Here is a 16,948-nt window from a genome sequence, read left to right as displayed (position 1 = left end):
CTGGTGATGAGTGGATGCCGGGGGCGGATGCGGGCGCTACCAGCGCGTCGTACTGGTTCGACCCCAGCCGATGATCTCGGCGGAGATGTCGCGGCCGTCGGCGCCGATCCAGCAGTCGAGCTGGATCGAGCCGTTGGCCGGTACGTCGTACGACGACGGGTAGGTGTTGAACTTCCGGTTGCCGTCGTAGCAGTCGATGCGGTAGTTGCCCGCGGGGAAGTCCTGCGTGTTCACCTTCAGGTGGAAGCAGCCGTTGACGCAGCCGCCGACCGGTGAGCCCTTCTCGACCGACGCGCGTGGCTGCGGCGGGGGCGGCGGGTTGGGTGTCGTCACGCTCGCCGAGGCCTCGCGTGCCTCGCTGCCGGCGGCGCTCACGCGCACCCGGATGGTCTGCGTGCTGCTGTAGCCGACGTCGCCCTGCTGGCGCGACCCGCTCGCGTCGACACGCTGCCAGCCGCCGCCGTTCACGCTGATCTCCGTCGTGATGTCGCGTCCGTTGCGTGCGGGCGACGACCACGACAGCGTGACGCGGTTGCCGTCGCGGCTGGCGTTCGCCGACGGGTTGCCGATCTGGCCGTAGGGTGCGACCTGGTTGGAGGCCGCCGAGGGCTCGCCCTCGTACCGCGATCCGTCGGCGGTGGCCACGGCGCGAACGCGCACGGTGTAGGTGCCGTTGTTGTTGACCTGACCGTTGCCGATCGTGCCCGATCCGCCGTTGCCGCCGCCGATCCAGTCGTTGCGCCAGCCGCCGTTGTTGACGGAGTACTGGTAGCTGACCTCACCCGGGTTCGCGCCGTTGAGCGGCCCGGCCGTCCACGACACGGTGACGCGGTTGTCGCCTTCGCTCGCGCTGATTCCGGTCGGGGCACCGGGAGGTGTGAAGGCGCGTCGAGGTGCGGATGCCGCGCTCCATTCGCCCCAGCCCGCCTTGTTCTGGGCGCGGACGACGAAGGTGTAGTCGGTCGTCGAGGTGTCGACCTCAACCGCCTGGCTCGTCTGGCCGGCGGGCACGCTGATGGTGTCGACGGTCGCGCCGCCGCGGCGGACTTGCAGCTGGTACCCCGCGATCGCGTCGCCGTTGTTCGCCGGCTGGTTCCAGCTCACCTGCATCTGCGAGCGGTTGCCCACCGGGTTGAGGCGCTGCGTCGACGGTGCGCCGGGAGCATCCGGCTTGCCTGCGGGCACCATCGCCTGCGACCAGACGCTCCAGCTCGACGGCTCGGGCGCGCGGTTGTGGGCGCGGACGCGCACCTGGTACTGCACACCGTTCTGCAGGCCGTCCCACGTGATCCGGGTTCCGGTCACGCCGGTCTTCTCGGCGACACCGGAGGGCGGTGCCGGCGAGATCTGCAGGCTGTAGCTCTCGACGGGCGAGCCCTCCGTGCGAGGGACCGTCCACGACACGTCCAGACTGCGATCGCCGAAGGCGAGGCTCGGCGGGTTCGGGGTGTCGGGCCTCTGGTCGGGACGCGCGGTCTCGGACGGCAGCGACGGGTCGGACTCGCCGACGCGGTTGGTCGCGGTGACGACGAAGTTGTACTCGACGTTGTTCGTCAGTCCGTCGAGCGTGCACGTCGTCGAACGGCATTCGCGGGTGTACGAGCCGGCGGTCGAGCGGACGGTGTAGCCCGTGATCGAGGCGCCGTTGTCGACGGGCGGCGACCACGACATCACGACCGTGCGGCTCTCGACGCTCGTCACTGTCGGCTTGCCGGGAGCATCCGGACGACCCTGCACCGTGATGCGGATCTGGCCCTCGACCTCGCGGTCGGGGTCGCCGGTCGCATCCTGAATCCGGTAGCGCACGACGAGGGTTCCCACGAAGTCGGCGCGGCTGGTGACCTCGACGCGGTCGCCGGCGACGGTCGCCGAGGCTCCCGAGGTCTCGGTGAACGCGCCGACCACTTTCAGCGGCGTGCCGGGGAAGGGGTTCACGTCGTTGTCGAGCACGGCAACCGAGATGGTCTCGCCCTGGTCGGCCTGCTCGATGACGTCGGCGTTCGCCGTGGCGAGGGGGCGCGTCGAGGCGGTCACAGTGACCGTGATCGTCGCCGTCACCGGGTCGGACTCGCCGTCGGTGACGCTCACCTGCACGGGGAGCGACGTCCCCTTGGCGACGTCGGTGCTCGCCTCGACCGACAGCACGGACCCGTCGACGCGCGCCGTGAGCCCGTCGGGCGCACTGCCGACGACCGCGAATCGCAGCTTCTCGGCGTCGCCCGGATCGGGGTCGGTCGCCAGCGCGGCGAGATCGAGGGTCCGGGCGTCCTCGCCCTGCGCGACCTCCATCTGCGCGCCGATCATGCTCGGCGGCCGGTTGTCGGGAGGCGTGACGGTGATGGGGATCATCAGGGTCGCCTTGCGGCCCTCGGGATCGTCGGGCCCCGAGCCGTCGGTGACCTCGAAGGTCAGGGCGTCCTGACCGAAGTAGTCGGCGGCGGAGGTGTACTGGAGAGTCCGCTCGTCCTTGACGAGGGATGCACCGTTCGAATGGGCCGCCGTGACCTTCTCGGCCTCGGTGATGACGACGTCGCGCCCGCCCGAGGCGCGCACGTACTCCGACAGCGGCAGGTCGACGGTCTCACCGCTCTGGACGACGAGCGCCTCGGTCGAGATCAGGCTCGGCGGAAGCTCGGCGAGCGAGGGCACGTGGATGAAGGCAGCCGCGGTGAGCTCGTCCTCGTCGGTGATGAAGTAGGTGATGAGCTGGCGCTCGTCGGTCAGCGGCACCGACACCGTGCCGTTCGGGCGCACGGTGGCGTTCTCGCCGCCGGCGCCGAGCGTCACGCGCAAGGCGCTGCGCGTGCCGTCGGGGTCGTCGTCGTTGTCGAGCACCGCGACCTCGGCCACGCCGTTCTCGTCGACGTCCTCGGCGCGCACGCGGTCGTCGCGGGCGATGGGGCGCTGCAGCGGCACGTCGGGGTCGACGGTGATCTGCACGGGGGCCGTCGCGGTCAGCCCGCGAGCGTCCTCGATCGTGTACTGGATGCTGGTGTTCATCGGCGCGTCGGGCGCGGTGATGACGATCTGCTCGCCCGACACCTCGGCCGAGAGACCGTCGACGTCCGGCACCTCGAGAGCGTCGGCGGCGAAGCCGAACTGGTCGCCGTCGGGATCGGAGTCGTTCTCGAGGACCGAGACCGCCACCTGACGCCCGGGCCGCATGATCACGGCATCCTTCACGGCGTACGGCGCCTGGTTGGTCGTCTCGGGAGGGGCGATGCCGACCTGGATGCGGGCGGTCCCCTCCTTGCCGAGGCGGTCACGCACTCGGTAGGTGAACGAGTCCGAGCCGACGCTCGTGTCGAACGCCTCGTAGACGAACGTGTTGGAGCCGGTCTCGACGATGCGGCCCTTGCTGGGCGAGCTCGCGATGCCGAGCAATTCGACCGAGTCGCCGTCCTCGTCGATGCCGTCGAGCGGCACCGGGATCGTGACCTCCGATCCGCTGAGCGTGCGTGCGGTGAGGTCGCGGGGACGCGGGGCGGCGTTCGCGTCATCCTGCCGCGGCAGGATCTGGATCGTCACGTACGCGCCGGCACGCTGACCCGAGCTGTCGACCGCTTCGTACGTGGCGTTGACGGTCTTGGGCTCGTCGCCGGCGCGGAACCGGAGCTTGTCCTCCGAGACAAACACCTGGCCGTCGGCCTCGTCGACGAGCGGCGGCACGAGCTCGGGAGACACGTGCAGAGTGTCGCCGTTGGGGTGGGTGTCGTTGGCGAGCACGTCGATCGTGACGACGTCGCCGACACGAACGACCGCCGTGTCGTTGTTCGCGACCGGTGGCCGCAGCCGGTCGGGCGCGGGGATCGGGATGACGACGATCTCACCCGTGGCGGACTGATCGCCGTTGGAGATCGTGTACGACACCCGGGTCTGCTCGCTGAGCGAGCCCTGATCGGTGATGCGGACGGTCTCGTGGCCGAGCACCGCTGCCGTGACGCCGCCGTCGGGGTCGGCCGTCACCGACTGGACGACGAGGATGCCGCCGGCCGGGTCGGTGTCGTTGCCGAGGACGTTGACGAGCACGTCGCCGCCGGTCGGCAGCAGCGCGACGTCTCGCACGGCGACGGGCGGGAGATTGGTGTCCGCCGCCGGCAGAACATCGACCCGCACGAGCCCGGGGACGCTGTTCGGGCCTGCCGACACGAGGTAGTCGACGTAGTAGGTGTTCACGGCGTCGGAGGTGAAGGTGAAGGTCTGCTCGGCGAAGTCGGGCTGGATCGTCGCACCCTCGACCTCGTCGACGCGCGTCAGACGCAGCGGCTCGCGGCCGGCGCTCGTGTCGTTCGAGAGAGGCGAAACGGTGACGGACTGGCCGACCCGGGTCACGACGTGATCGGCGTTGGTCACGGGGACCGTCGTACCGGGAGGACGGACGTCGATGCGGAGCACCCCGGCGCCGTCGTCCGTTCCGTCGGACACGATGATGGGCACGTCCTTGCGGCCCTGCACGGCGCCGATGGCGCGGTAGGTGATCTGACCGTCGGACGTGAAGTCGGCCTCGTCGCCGCCGTCGGGCTGGACCGACTTGAGGAAGATGTCGTCGCCGTCCGGGTCGATCCACTCGCTCAGCACGTTGTACGACGTCGTGCCGCCGGCCTCGACGGTGACCGGCGTGACGCGCTGCTGGACGGGCGGGGAGTTCTCGTCGTCACCGCGCACCGAGAGCCGGACGGTGGCCGAGGCCTCGCCGCCCCGGCCGTCATCGGCGGTGTAGGTGAACGACGTCGACCCCGACGCGTCGTCGGGCACGGCGATCTGGAGGGCGCCGCCGTTCTGAATCTGCGAGATCTCACCGAACGCGGGATCGCTCGTGGCCTCGGCGACGAGCACGTCGCCGTCGGCGTCGGTGTCGTTGAAGAGAACGGGCAGCACGGTCGTGCGCCCGGGCCGCACACCGAACGAGTCGTCGACGGCGATGGGCGGCGTGTTCTCGTCCGTGCGCTCGGGCAGGGCGGTCTCCACCGTCTCCTCGGTGGTCTCCTGCTCCTCGTCACCGGTGCCCTCGGGCGGGGTGATGTCGGTCCAGTTGTCGACCCGCTGCATGTTCTCGCTCGCGAGCCAGGCGGCACCGCCGAACACGTCGTTGAGCACGACGACATCCCGGTTCACGCGGAACTCCAGTTTCGCGGCGGGATCGATGCCCTCGATCTCCTGCACGACGTCGTCGGCGTCGTTCGCGCAATCGCGGACGAAGACGCCCGACCCCGACCAGGCGCCGTAAGCGCAGCCCCCGACGTACACCGGTTCGGCGGGCGTGCCCTCGGCGCCGGCCTCGATCGTCGTCGTCGGACCGCCGGGCTGCACCCGGAGCAACGCGCTGCGCGTGCTGACGGTGAGGGTCTCGGCGGAGTTGGACGGACGCTGCAGCAGAGCATCGGCGGGAAGATCGGTCTGCGATCCGTCGCCGCCATAGAGCACGTTCGTCTCCCGGTCGAGGACGAACGGGGTCTGCCCGAGCGACGTGATCGCGAGTTCGTGATCCTCGGCGATGCCCTCGAGGCTCCGCTCGGCGGTCTGCGCGACAGTGCCGTCGCCGATCGGCGCGTACGCGTAGAGCGAGGCGCCCGCCGCGGACGCCGCGTAGATCGTGCCATCGGTGCCGACGGTCGCCGTGGCGTTCTCACCGAGCTCGGCGATCGGCTCGTTGCCCTCGAAGCTGAAGCCGTTCACACCCGCGAACTGCACGGTGCGCAGGTCTCCGGCCGCGTCGAGCACCGAGACGGTGTCGGAGCCGAGGGCGATCTGCGCTCCCGGCTGCACCTCGGCGGTGCCCGACAGCACGACCTTCGCGGGATCCACGGCCGACATCGCCGACCCGTCGGCGTCGACCACGACGACTCGGGGGCCCGACTGGAGCACGTCGTACTCGGCGGAGGTCGTGCGCAGGCTGCCGTCGAGCACGCGGGACTCATTGTTGTAGTGCCCCACGAGCAGGCTCGACTGCTTGGTCACCCACACGCCGCCGTCGTGGAGGTCGACCTCGGTCGTGGGCTCGCCCTCGTAGGCGACGGCGAGGGTTCCGATCGTCAGCGCCGCGACGGTGACGATACCGGCGGAGAGGAACGTCCGCGGGCGTGCGCGCAGCCACGAGGTCGACGTCATTGGGCTCGGCTCCCCCCGGGGCGACGGTGATGGGCCCGGCTTCCGGGCTCGCACTGGTTGAACTGCGGAACCACCCTATGTCAGGAGGGATGCCGGATTTGTCGGTTGACATGGGGAGTTCTCCCCATGTCAACCGTCTCGAAGGTGTGCATCATCGGTCCGACCCCGCGCTCGTCCCGACGTACCGGCGCAGATGCTCGGCCGTGAGGGTGTCGCCACCGGCGACGAGGTCGGCGGGCGACCCCTCGAACACGATCCGCCCGCCGTCGCGCCCGGCGCCGGGACCGATGTCGATGATGTGATCGGCGTGCGCCATGAGCGCCTGGTGATGCTCGATGACGATGACGGAGTTCCCGGCGTCGACGAGGCGGTCGAGCAGCGCGAGAAGGTTGTCGACGTCTGCCAGGTGCAGGCCCGTCGTGGGCTCGTCGAGGATGTAGACCGAGCCGGACGTCGCCATCGAGATGGCGAGCTTCAACCGCTGCCGCTCGCCGCCGGAGAGCGTGCTGAGCGCCTGCCCCAGCGTGATGTAGCCGAGGCCCACGTCGATGAGACGCGAGAGGATGCCGCCCGCCACGCGCGCCGGCAGCGCCTCCGCGGCCTCCGCCGCGCTCAGCGCGAGCACGTCCGCGATGGTGCGCCCGTCGAGGGTGTACCGAAGCACCTCGGGGCTGAACCCCGATCCCCGGCAGACGTCGCACTCCGTCTCGACGGACGCGGTGATGCCGAGCTTCGTCACGATGACGCCGAGTCCCTTGCAGGCCGGGCACGCACCCTGCGAGTTGGCGCTGAAGAGAGCCGGCTTGACCCCGTTCGCCTTCGCGAACGCCAAGCGGATCGGATCGAGCAGTCCCGTGTAGGTCGCCGGGCTGCTGCGGCGATTGCCGCGAATGGGCGACTGATCGACGACGACGACCCCCTCCCGCCCCGCGAGGCTGCCGTGGATGAGCGACGACTTGCCCGAGCCGGCCACCCCGGTGACGACGGTGAGGGCCCCGAGCGGGATGTCGACGTCGACGGACCTGAGGTTGTTGGCGGTCGCGCCTCGGATCTCGAGGACGCCGGAGGCTGAGCGCACCGCCGGCTTCAGCTGCGCCCGGTGATCGAGGTGCCGGCCGGTCAGCGTGTCGGAGGCCCGCAGCTCGGCGACCGTTCCCGTGAACTGGACCCGCCCGCCGTGGCGACCCGCGCCCGGCCCGAGGTCGATGACGTGATCGGCGATCTCGATGACCTCCGGCTTGTGCTCGACGACGAGCACCGTGTTGCCTTTGTCGCGCAGGCCGCGCAGCAGGTCGTTCATCCGCTGGATGTCGTGCGGATGAAGTCCCGCCGTGGGCTCGTCGAAGACGTAGGTGACGTCGGTCAGGCTCGATCCGAGATGCCGGATCATCTTCGTCCGTTGAGCCTCGCCGCCCGACAGGGTGCCCGACGACCGATCGAGCGAGAGGTATCCCAGCCCGATGTCGATGAAGGACTGCACGGTGGCGCGCAACCCCGCGAGCAGCGGCTCGACACCCGGCGCGTCGATCGATGCGAGCCACGCGGCGAGGTCGGTGATCTGCATGGCCGCGGCGTCGGCGATGCTCGCCCCGGCGATCTTCGCCGACCGCGCGCCGGCGTTGAGCCTCGTTCCATCGCATGCCGGACAGGGCATGAACTTCACCGCGCGCTCGACGAAGGCCCGCACATGCGGCTGCAACGCGTCGCGATCCTTCTGCAGCATCGACTTCGTGACGCGGGGCACGAGCCCCTCGTAGGTCATGTTGATGCTCTGGATCTTGATCTTGGTCGGCTCTTTGTAGAGGAAGTCCGCGAGTTCGGCATCCGTGTAGTCGGCGACGGGCTTGTCGGGGTCGAGCAGCCCCGACTCGCTGTACCCGCGCACCATCCAGCCGTCGGCGCTGTATCCGGGAACGCGGATGGCCCCTTCAATGAGCGACTTCGACCGGTCGACCAGTTCGTCGATGTCGATGTCGCTGACCTCGCCGAGGCCCTCGCAGTCGGGACACATGCCGCCCGTCACCTGAAAGGAGCGTCGTTCCGCCCGGCCCGCGTCGCCTCCGACCGCGACCGTGATCTCGCCCGCCCCCGACACCGACGGGACATTGAACGAGAAGGCCTGCGGTGAGCCGACGAACGGTTCGCCGATGCGGCTGAACAGCACGCGCAGCATGGCGTGCACGTCGGTCGCCGTGCCCACGGTCGAGCGGGCGTTCGCTCCCATCCGCTCCTGGTCGACGATGATCGCGGGGCTGATGTTCTCGAGCGCGTCGACCTCGGGCCGTGCGATCTGCGCCATGAACTGCTGGACGAACGTCGGATAGGTCTCGTTGATCAGCCGCCGGGACTCGGCGGCGATCGTGCCGAACACGAGCGACGACTTGCCCGAGCCGCTCACCCCGGTGAAGACGGTGAGGCGTCGCTTCGGGACGTCGACATCGACGCCGTCCAGGTTGTTCTCGCGGGCGCCGCGCACGCGGATGACCTCGTGCGAATCGGCGGCGTTCTCAGCGGATGCGGCGGCCATCGGACATCCTCTCGGTGCGGACCTCCCCATTGTGGGGCTCGACGGCGTGCGAGGCGAGAGCTCGATGGCATCCGACGACGTGGTCGTCGACCATGCCGGCCGACTGCATGAGCGCGTACATCGTCGTCGGCCCGACGAATCGGAAGCCGCGGCGGCGCAGGGCCTTGCTCATCGCCTCCGACTCGGCCGTCACCGCCGGCACCTCGGCGAGTGTCGCCGGACGGGGCCGCGGCACGGCGGGCGCGAAAGACCACATCAGCTCGTCGAACTCGCCGTCGGCGACGTCGAGCAGCAGCCTCGCGTTCGAGATGGTGGCCTCGATCTTCGCCCTATTGCGGATGATGCCGGCATCCGCCATCAGGGCTGCGATCTCGGTCGATCCGAATGCAGCGACCCGCGCCGGCTCGAACCCCGCGAACACCTCGCGGAAACGGGGGCGTTTGCGGAGGATCGTGATCCAGCTCAGTCCCGCTTGGAACCCCTCGAGGCTCAGCTTCTCGAACAGTGCGCGATCGCCGTGGAGCGGGCGCCCCCACTCCTCGTCGTGGTAGCGCCGGTACTCGGCGTCATCCCCCACCCAGCCGCAGCGAGCGAGGCCGTCGGGTCCGGTGATGAGGTCGTGCACCATCCCGTCAGGCTAGCGAGCCCCGCCGACATCCCTCGGGCGATCGGCGGGGCGGCATCCGATCAGGACCCTCGCTTGGCCGACTTCGCGAGCGTCTTCTCCGAGACCGGGGCGCTGCCCGACGCGGCGAGCTCTGCGAAGTACTCGCGCGCTTCACGCTGCCGCTCGGCCTCGGCGCCCGATGCGATGGGCGCCCGGACGTGCTCGGGGGCGAACCCGAAGGCGTCGACGAGGTCTTGGGCGTGCGGGCGGAGCCGAGCGCACAACCGGTCGATGTAGCTCGTCACGGCGGCCGCGCGCTGGGTCGAGAGGCGACCGTGGATGAGGTACCAGGCGAGGTGCCGCTCGATCAGGGTCAGGCCGAAGAGGTCGCGCAGCCACACGAGCACCTGGCGCGTGCCCTCGTCGTCGACCCGCTCGACACCCTGCGCGAAGGCCTCCCACTGCAGCAGCTCGCCGTGGGCACGAGCCGCCTCGATCAGCTCCGACTGGTGCTGGTTGAAGACGGCGGCGGCATCCTGCTGCGACATCTTCGACGCGGGCCGGAGGGCGGCCGCGATATCGGCGATCATCTGCTCGACGCGGCCCGTTAGCAGCTCGTGCTGCTGTTCGGCCCGCAGCCCGAGCTCGACCGATCGCGCCGTCTGACCGAAGTCGGCGACCGACTGACCGAGCCGCCGGAGGCCGGCGCCGTGGAAGACGCGCTCGGCGGTCGAGACCGCGGCGAACTTCGCGAGGGCCTTCGCGTCGGCTCCCTTGAACTGCTTCGCATAGTCGCTGAGCAGGCGCTTGCCCACCAGCTGGAGGAGCACGTTGTTGTCGCCCTCGAAGGTGGCGAAGACATCGAGGTCGTGGTGCAGGTCGACCATGCGGTTCTCGGCGAGGAACCCTTGACCGCCGCATGCCTCGCGGCATTCCTGGATCGTGTCCAGAGCGTTCCACGTCGACAGCGGCTTGAGCGCCGCGGCGAGGGTCTCGAGGTTCTCGCGCCCCTCCGGGGTGTCGGTGCGGCCCGAGAACACGCCGTCGAATGCCTGCAGCAGCTCGTCGTGCGAGAAGTACTGCGCGTAGGTCTGCGCGATCCGCGGCAACAGGCGCCGCTGGTGCCGGCCGTAATCGAGCAGGGTGACCTCTTCGGTGCCGGCACCCGAGTCGAACTGCCGGCGCTGGTTCGCGTACGTCACGGCGATGTACTCCGCCAGTGCCGAGGCCGTCGTGGCGGAGCCGTCGAGCGACACGCGACCCTGCACGAGTGCCCCGAGCATCGTGAAGAACCGGCGGCCGGGGCTGGGGATGTCGGAGCTGTAGGTGCCGTCGGGCGCGACGTCGCCGTAGCGATTGAGCAGGTTCGTGCGCGGGATGCGCACGTGGTCGAAGTGCAGCCGGCCGTTGTCGATGCCGTTGAGCCCGCCCTTGACGCCGTCGTCCTCACCACCGACCCCGGGCAGGAAGTTGCCCTCGTCGTCGCGGAGCGGCACGAAGAAGCAGTGGACGCCGTAGTTCACGCCGCCCGTGATGAGCTGAGCGAACAGCGTCGCCGCCCTGCCGTGGACGGCGGCGTTGCCCAGGTAGTCCTTCCACGCGCCGCGGAACGGCGTGTGGATCACGAACTCCTCGGTCTCGGGGTCGTACGCGGCCGTCGTGCCGATGGCCGCGACATCCGATCCGTGCCCGGTCTCGGTCATCGCGAACGCGCCCGGCAGGCGCATCTCCATCGCATCGCGCAGCCACGCGTCGTGATGCGGCTTCGTGCCCAGCTGGTGGATGGCGGAGCCGAAGAGTCCCCACTGGACACCCGACTTGATCTGCAGGCTGGGGTCGGCCAGGACGAGCTCCTGGAAACCGGCGAGGTTCGCGCCGTTGTCGCCGTCGCCGCCGTACTCTTTCGGGTAGCCACGGCCTGAGGCGCCGCGCTCGACGAGCAGGTGGAGCTGCTTGAGCACACGTTCACGGTGCTCGGCCATCGGCTCGCCCGGGATCTGCCAGAACACCGGGTCCTTGATCATCTCGCGCGCCTCGCGACGCGTCGCCGCCCACGTTCCGAGCAGCATGTCGGTGACCGCGTCGATGTCGATGCGGGGCTCATGCGCCTCCGCCGCGGTGTGGGGCGCGGTCGGGGCACCCCCGGCCGGGGTGCGGTCGGCGGTTGCGGGCTTGTGGGGACGAACAGCGGCGTCGGTCATCGCGTGCCTTTCGACGTCGGAAGGATCGGAGTCGATACTCACGGTAGGACTTCCACAACACCTCACCAAGCGGGTTGGTCGATCAGCACAACGGGATGCCGGTACGTCGGCGACCCGCATTGTGCGACCGCGACATCCGGTCGGTCGGTGGGATGTGCGTCAGTGCGATGCCACGACCGCGAGCACCGCGTCGCCGTAGGCCTCGCGCTTCTTCGCCCCGATGCCGGTGATGCCCTCGAGGTCGGCCGACGTGCGAGGGCGGCGATCGGCGAGAGCGCGCAACGTCGCGTCGCCGAAGACGATGTATGCCGGCACGCCCTGCTCGCGAGCCTGCTCGGCCCGCCACGCCCGCAGGGCCTCGAAGAGGTCGCGGTCGCCCTCGGCGACCTGCTCGGCCGCGGCCGCCTTGCGGACGCGAGAGCCGCCGCTGTTCTGCCCCCGTCCGAGCACGTCGCGCCGAAGGGGAACGCCGACCTCGCCCTTGAGCACCGGCGCGCCGGCGTCGCCGACCGCGAGCACGCCGTACTCACCGCGGGCGACGAGGATCCCGCGGGCGAGCAGCTGCCGGATGACGCTGCGCCAGTCCTGGTCGGACAGGTCGGCCCCGAGGCCGTACGTCGCCAGCTCGTCATGATGCTGCTGGCGGATGCGCTCGGTGGAGGCCCCGCGCAGGATGTCGACGAGGTGGCCGGCGCCGAACGACTGGTTGCGCTCGCGCTGCAGCCGCACGATCGTCGAGAGCAGTTTCTGCGCCGGGATCAGCCCGTCCCAGGTGTCGGGCGGGGTGAGGCAGGTGTCGCAGTTGCCGCACGGCTCGGAGTCCTGGCCGAAGTAGCCGAGCAGGTTCTGGCGGCGGCAGGCGACCGTCTCGCACAGGGCGAGCATCGCGTCGAGGTGCTGCCCCATGCGCATCTTGAACGTGCGGTCGCCGGGGCTCTGATCGATGAGGCGCCGCTGCTGCACGACATCCCCCAGGCCGTATGCCATCCAGGCGATCGACGCTTCGCCGTCGCGTCCCGCGCGTCCGGTCTCCTGGTAGTAGCCCTCGACGGACTTCGGCAGATCGATATGGGCGACGAATCGCACGTCGGGCTTGTCGATGCCCATCCCGAAAGCGATCGTCGCGACCATGACGACACCGTCTTCGCGGAGGAACCGCGACTGGTGCTTCGCCCGCATCTCGGCCGGCAGCCCGGCGTGATACGGCAGCGCGTCGAGCCCCTGCGCGGCGAGGTAGTCGGCGGTCTGCTCGACCGACTTGCGGCTGAGCGCGTACACGATGCCGGCCGACCCCTCGGGCATCGAGCGGATGAACGTGACGAGCTGCCGCCGCGGGTCGACCTTCGGCTCGATGCGGTACTGGATGTTGGGCCGGTCGAAGCTCGCGACGAAGTGACGCGCCTGCGGCAGGCGCAGCCGCTCGGTGAGTTCCTGGTGGGTCGCGCGGGTCGCGGTGGCGGTGAGCGCCATCCGCGGCACCCCGGGGAACCGCTCGTCGAGGTCGCCGAGGGCGAGGTAGTCGGGGCGGAAGTCATGGCCCCACTGCGAGACGCAGTGCGCTTCGTCGATCGCGATGACGCTCAGGGCGCCTCGCTGGAGCAGCTGCGTCGTCTGCGGCACGCTCAGCCGCTCGGGGGCGACGTAGAGCAGGTCGAGCTCGCCGGCGAGATAGGCCTGCTCGACGCCCGCGCGCTCGCCCGGAGACTGCGTGGAGTTCAGATAGGCCGCCCGCACGCCGTTGGCGATCAGGGCATCGACCTGATCGTGCATGAGCGCGATGAGCGGGCTGACGACGAGTCCGGTTCCGGGACGCACGAGCGCGGGAACCTGGTAGGTGATCGACTTGCCGCCGCCGGTGGGCATGAGCACGACGGCATCCCCGCCGCCGATGACGTGAGAGACGATGTCGCCCTGGTCGCCTCGGAAGTCGTCGTAGCCGAAGACCTCCTTGAGCACGGCGCGGGGGTCGGCGCCGGTGAAGTCGCGGCGCGCGAGGGAGAGGACCGCGGCGGGGGCCGCCGTCGGAGGCGCGGCTGCGGTGCGGGCCGGGCTCACGGTGCTGCGGGCCGAGGTCGCGAAGGCGCTCGACGCCGGGGCGGCGGCGCGGTCGCGGGCGGCGCGGGCAACGGCAGCGCCGTAACCGTCGAACTCGGGCGGCGGCGGTGCGTCGAAATCCTCGGGCGGAGCGAACTCGTCGGGGTTCCAGTCGAGGTCGGCGTAGGGATCGGCATCCCAGGACTGCTGCTCTCGACTCACCCGATTCACGATAGCCGCGGCATCCGACATCCTGCTCCGCGCGTTCACAGGCGCGGAGTCGTCGCGTCTGTCGTCAGCACCATCGTTCGGCGAGTGTCGCGACGACGTTGAGGTTGCGATTGGTCGCGACGCCGAGGAGTTTCGCCGCGCCGAGCGGATCGACGGTGCCGTCCTGGTATCCGGGCTCGAGCAGCGCGTGGACGGCGCGGCCGCGCACGAGCATGCGCCCGGCGGCAGTCGCGAGGGACGCGACCCGGGCGGCGGTGTCGGGGTCGAGCTCGTCCTTGAGCAGGTACACGTAATGGCGGGCCAGGCCCGGGTTCGCCTCGCTCACGGCGAGCGCCTCGGCGGCGAGCGCGGCGAACTCGTCGGCTCGGAACGTGATCGTCGGGACGTCGAAGCCCCGATCGGCCGCGTAAGCCCGCTCGAGGGTCTGCTCGAGCTTCGCGCGGGATCGCATGCGCGTGTCGAAGCGGATGTTGCCGGTGTTGATGTGCGTGACGACGTTCTCGAAGCCGGCGGCCTCGGTGACCCGGCGGATGTCGTCCTTCGGGAAGACGCGCGTCGCGCCGAGGTTGATCGCCCGCAGGAACCCGAGATGTGTGGCCACGCCCTCATCATGCCCGGGGCCCGCGACATCCGGTCACGGCGCGGCCGGGCCGAGCTCAGAGGCGGATGACCTCGGCAACGCGCACGACGGCCGTGCCGGCTTCGACGGACTGCTCGAGGTCGACCTCGGCCCGGATGCGCCAGTCGTGGTCTCCGGCGGGGTCGTCGATGATCTGCTCGACGCGCCAGATGCCGTCGCGGGCCGCGGACTCGTCGATGACGCAGAGCGACGGCGAGCGCGCGGCACCACCGGTGAGGATCTCGTCGTGGTCGTCGTAGTACCGGTCGAGCACCTCCGGCCAGTCGACTTCGGCGTCGAGGGCTTCGAGCGCTTCATCGTCCTGCAGCGCGGCGAGCTGAACCCGGCGGAACATCTCGTTGCGCACCAGCACCGTGAACGCGCGCCGGTTCGTCAGCACCGAGGGCGGCGCGGGCGGCACGACGGGAGCGTCGGGGTCGTCGGTCGGGTGCGCGAGCGACTCCCACTCGTCGACGAGGCTGGAGTCGACCTGCCGCACGAGCTCCCCCAGCCACTCGATGAGGTCCATCAGGTCGTCGGTCCGCGCCTCGGCCGGCACGGTCTGGCGGATCGCGCGGTACGCGTCGCTGAGGTAGCGCAGCACGAGGCCCTCGCTGCGCCCCAGTTGGTAGAACGACACGAACTCCCCGAACGACATCGCCCGCTCGAACATGTCGCGCACGACCGACTTCGGCGACAGCTCGAAGTCGCGCACCCACGGCTGGCTCGACGCGAAGGTCTCGAACGCCTGGGCGAGGAGGTCGGCGAGGGGCTTGGGCCAGGTGATCTCCTCGAGCAGCGCCATCCGCTCGTCGTACTCGATGCCGTCGCGCTTCATCGCGCCGACCGCCTCGCCGCGCGCCTTGTACTCCTGCTGCGACAGGATCGCGCGCGGGTCGTCGAGCGTCGCCTCGATCACGCTCACGACATCGAGCGCATAGTGGCCGGTGCCGGTCTCGGCGTCATCCGGGGACAGCAGCTCGATCGCCGCGAGCGCGAATGGCGACAGCGGCTGGTTGAGCGCGAAGTTGGGCTGTAGATCGACCGTGAGTCTGATCGTCGACTCGCCAGAAACCGCGGATGCCGCACCCCTCGCATCCGCATTCTGTGGCGAGTCGACGGCAAGAGCCACAGAGGCGGGGCGCACGACCTCGACGATGCCGGCGGCCACCAGGGTGCGGAAGATCGCCAGGGCCCGGCGGGCCAGGGCGTACTGCCGGGCGCGGGGTTCGTGGTTGTCGAAGACGAGCGAGCGGACGTTGCCGAACACGTCGCCCCCGCGACCGATGACGTTGAGCAGCATCGCGGCCGACAGCTGCAGCTGCGGCGTGAGCGGCTCGGGCTGCGCCTCGACGAGCCGCTCGAACGAGCCCTCGCCCCAGTTGACGACGCCGGTCGGAGCCTTCTTGCGCACGATCTTCTTGCGCTTGGCGGGGTCGTCTCCGGCCTTCGCGAGGGCGACGGCGTTCTCGATCTCCCACTCCGGCGCCATGACGACGACGTTCCCGTGCGGGTCGAAGCCGGCGCGTCCCGCACGCCCCGCGACCTGATGGAACTCGCGGGCGGTGAGCTGCCGCATCCGGGTCCCGTCGTACTTCGACAGCGCCGTGATCACGACGGTGCGGATCGGGACGTTGATGCCCACCCCGAGCGTGTCGGTGCCGCAGATGACCTTGAGCAGCCCGCGCTGGGCGAGCGTCTCGACGAGACGCCGGTACCGCGGCAGCATCCCGGCGTGGTGCACGCCGATGCCCGCCCGCACGAGGCGCGACAGGGTCTTGCCGAAGCCGGTCGTGAAGCGGAATCCGCCGATCGCCTCGGCGATGGCATCCCGCTGCTCGCGCGTCGTGATCTTCACGCTCGACAGCGCCTGCGCGCGCTCGAGCGCGGCGGCCTGCGAGAAGTGCACGATGTAGACCGGGGTCTCGCGCTCCTCCAGCAGCCGCTCGAGCACGTCGTGCACGGGGCGCCGCTCGTACGAGAAGTGCAGCGGCACCGGACGCTCGACACCGGTGACCAGGGCCGTCCGCCGGCCCGTGCGACGCGAGAGGTCGTCGGCGAGGTCGGTGACGTCGCCGAGCGTGGCCGACATGAGCAGGAACTGCGCGCGCGGCAGGGCCAGCAGCGGCACCTGCCACGCCCAGCCGCGATCGGGGTCGCCGTAGAAGTGGAACTCGTCCATGACGACCTGGTCGACGTCGGCGTCGGCACCCTCGCGCAGCGCGAGGTTGGCGAGGATCTCGGCCGTGCAGCAGATGATCGGCGCCTCGGGGTTGACCGACGAGTCGCCCGTCACCATGCCGACTCGCTCGGCCCCGAAGATCTCGACGAGGGCGAAGAACTTCTCGCTCACGAGCGCCTTGATCGGAGCCGTGTAGTACGTGCGCCCGCCGCGGGAGACGGATGCCGCGTGCGCGGCCACCGCGACGAGCGACTTGCCCGTGCCGGTGGGCGTGGCCAGCACCACGTTGGCCCCCGAGACGAGCTCGATGACCGCCTCGTCCTGTGCCGGATAGAGCGTGAGCCCACGTCCCTCCGCCCAGGAGGTGAAGGCGTCGTAGATCGCGTCGTCGGAGGGATCCGGGCCGATGAGGTCGAGCAGCGGCGCGGAGGTCATCCCT

Annotated in this window: 7 protein-coding genes; all 7 read right to left on the bottom strand. The window is 70.3% G+C overall.

From position 1 onward, the window contains the following. Positions 1-36: 36 nt before the first annotated feature. Positions 37-6,108, bottom strand: coding sequence for an Ig-like domain-containing protein (locus tag C1N74_RS01340; protein ID WP_137749804.1), 6,072 nt, complete (start codon positions 6,106-6,108; stop codon positions 37-39). A gap of 151 nt (positions 6,109-6,259) precedes the next feature. Further along, the gene (locus C1N74_RS01335; protein WP_137749803.1) at positions 6,260-8,635 is read right to left on the bottom strand and encodes an excinuclease ABC subunit UvrA; all 2,376 of its coding nucleotides are present in this window, start codon (positions 8,633-8,635) and stop codon (positions 6,260-6,262) included. Then, positions 8,616-9,263 (bottom strand): DNA-3-methyladenine glycosylase I, encoded by a 648-nt coding sequence (locus tag C1N74_RS01330; protein ID WP_023953008.1) that lies wholly within the window; start codon positions 9,261-9,263, stop codon positions 8,616-8,618. Before C1N74_RS01330 ends, C1N74_RS01335 begins: the two co-directional genes overlap by 20 nt. 59 nt (positions 9,264-9,322) lie before the next feature. Continuing rightward, the gene (locus C1N74_RS01325) at positions 9,323-11,443 is read right to left on the bottom strand and encodes an acyl-CoA dehydrogenase (protein ID WP_137749802.1); all 2,121 of its coding nucleotides are present in this window, start codon (positions 11,441-11,443) and stop codon (positions 9,323-9,325) included. Positions 11,444-11,602: 159 nt separating this feature from the next. Next, positions 11,603-13,729, bottom strand: a complete 2,127-nt coding sequence (gene recQ / locus C1N74_RS01320) for a DNA helicase RecQ (protein WP_137749801.1) — start codon at positions 13,727-13,729, stop codon at positions 11,603-11,605. A gap of 43 nt (positions 13,730-13,772) precedes the next feature. Continuing rightward, positions 13,773-14,309 carry a DUF1697 domain-containing protein gene (locus C1N74_RS01315; RefSeq protein WP_137749800.1) on the bottom strand — a complete coding sequence of 179 codons (537 nt, stop codon included), beginning with the start codon at positions 14,307-14,309 and terminating at the stop codon, positions 13,773-13,775. Positions 14,310-14,364: 55 nt separating this feature from the next. Then, positions 14,365-16,944 (bottom strand): RNA helicase, encoded by a 2,580-nt coding sequence (locus tag C1N74_RS01310; RefSeq protein ID WP_137749799.1) that lies wholly within the window; start codon positions 16,942-16,944, stop codon positions 14,365-14,367. Positions 16,945-16,948 lie beyond the last annotated feature (4 nt).

The organism is Microbacterium sp. SGAir0570 (assembly GCF_005491085.2).
Classification (GTDB): Bacteria; Actinomycetota; Actinomycetes; order Actinomycetales; family Microbacteriaceae; genus Microbacterium; species Microbacterium arborescens.
This window is presented reverse-complemented; position numbering and strand designations above follow the sequence as displayed.

What these genes read in the sequence shown, in the direction of transcription:
- C1N74_RS01325 (WP_137749802.1), bottom strand. Translation starts at nt 11,443, where the DNA reads ATGACCGACGCCGCTGTTCGTCCCCACAAGCCCGCAACCGCCGACCGC.
- C1N74_RS01340 (WP_137749804.1), bottom strand. Translation starts at nt 6,108, where the DNA reads ATGACGTCGACCTCGTGGCTGCGCGCACGCCCGCGGACGTTCCTCTCC.
- C1N74_RS01330 (WP_023953008.1), bottom strand. Translation starts at nt 9,263, where the DNA reads ATGGTGCACGACCTCATCACCGGACCCGACGGCCTCGCTCGCTGCGGC.
- C1N74_RS01335 (WP_137749803.1), bottom strand. Translation starts at nt 8,635, where the DNA reads ATGGCCGCCGCATCCGCTGAGAACGCCGCCGATTCGCACGAGGTCATC.
- recQ (WP_137749801.1), bottom strand. Translation starts at nt 13,729, where the DNA reads ATGTCGGATGCCGCGGCTATCGTGAATCGGGTGAGTCGAGAGCAGCAG.
- C1N74_RS01310 (WP_137749799.1), bottom strand. Translation starts at nt 16,944, where the DNA reads ATGACCTCCGCGCCGCTGCTCGACCTCATCGGCCCGGATCCCTCCGAC.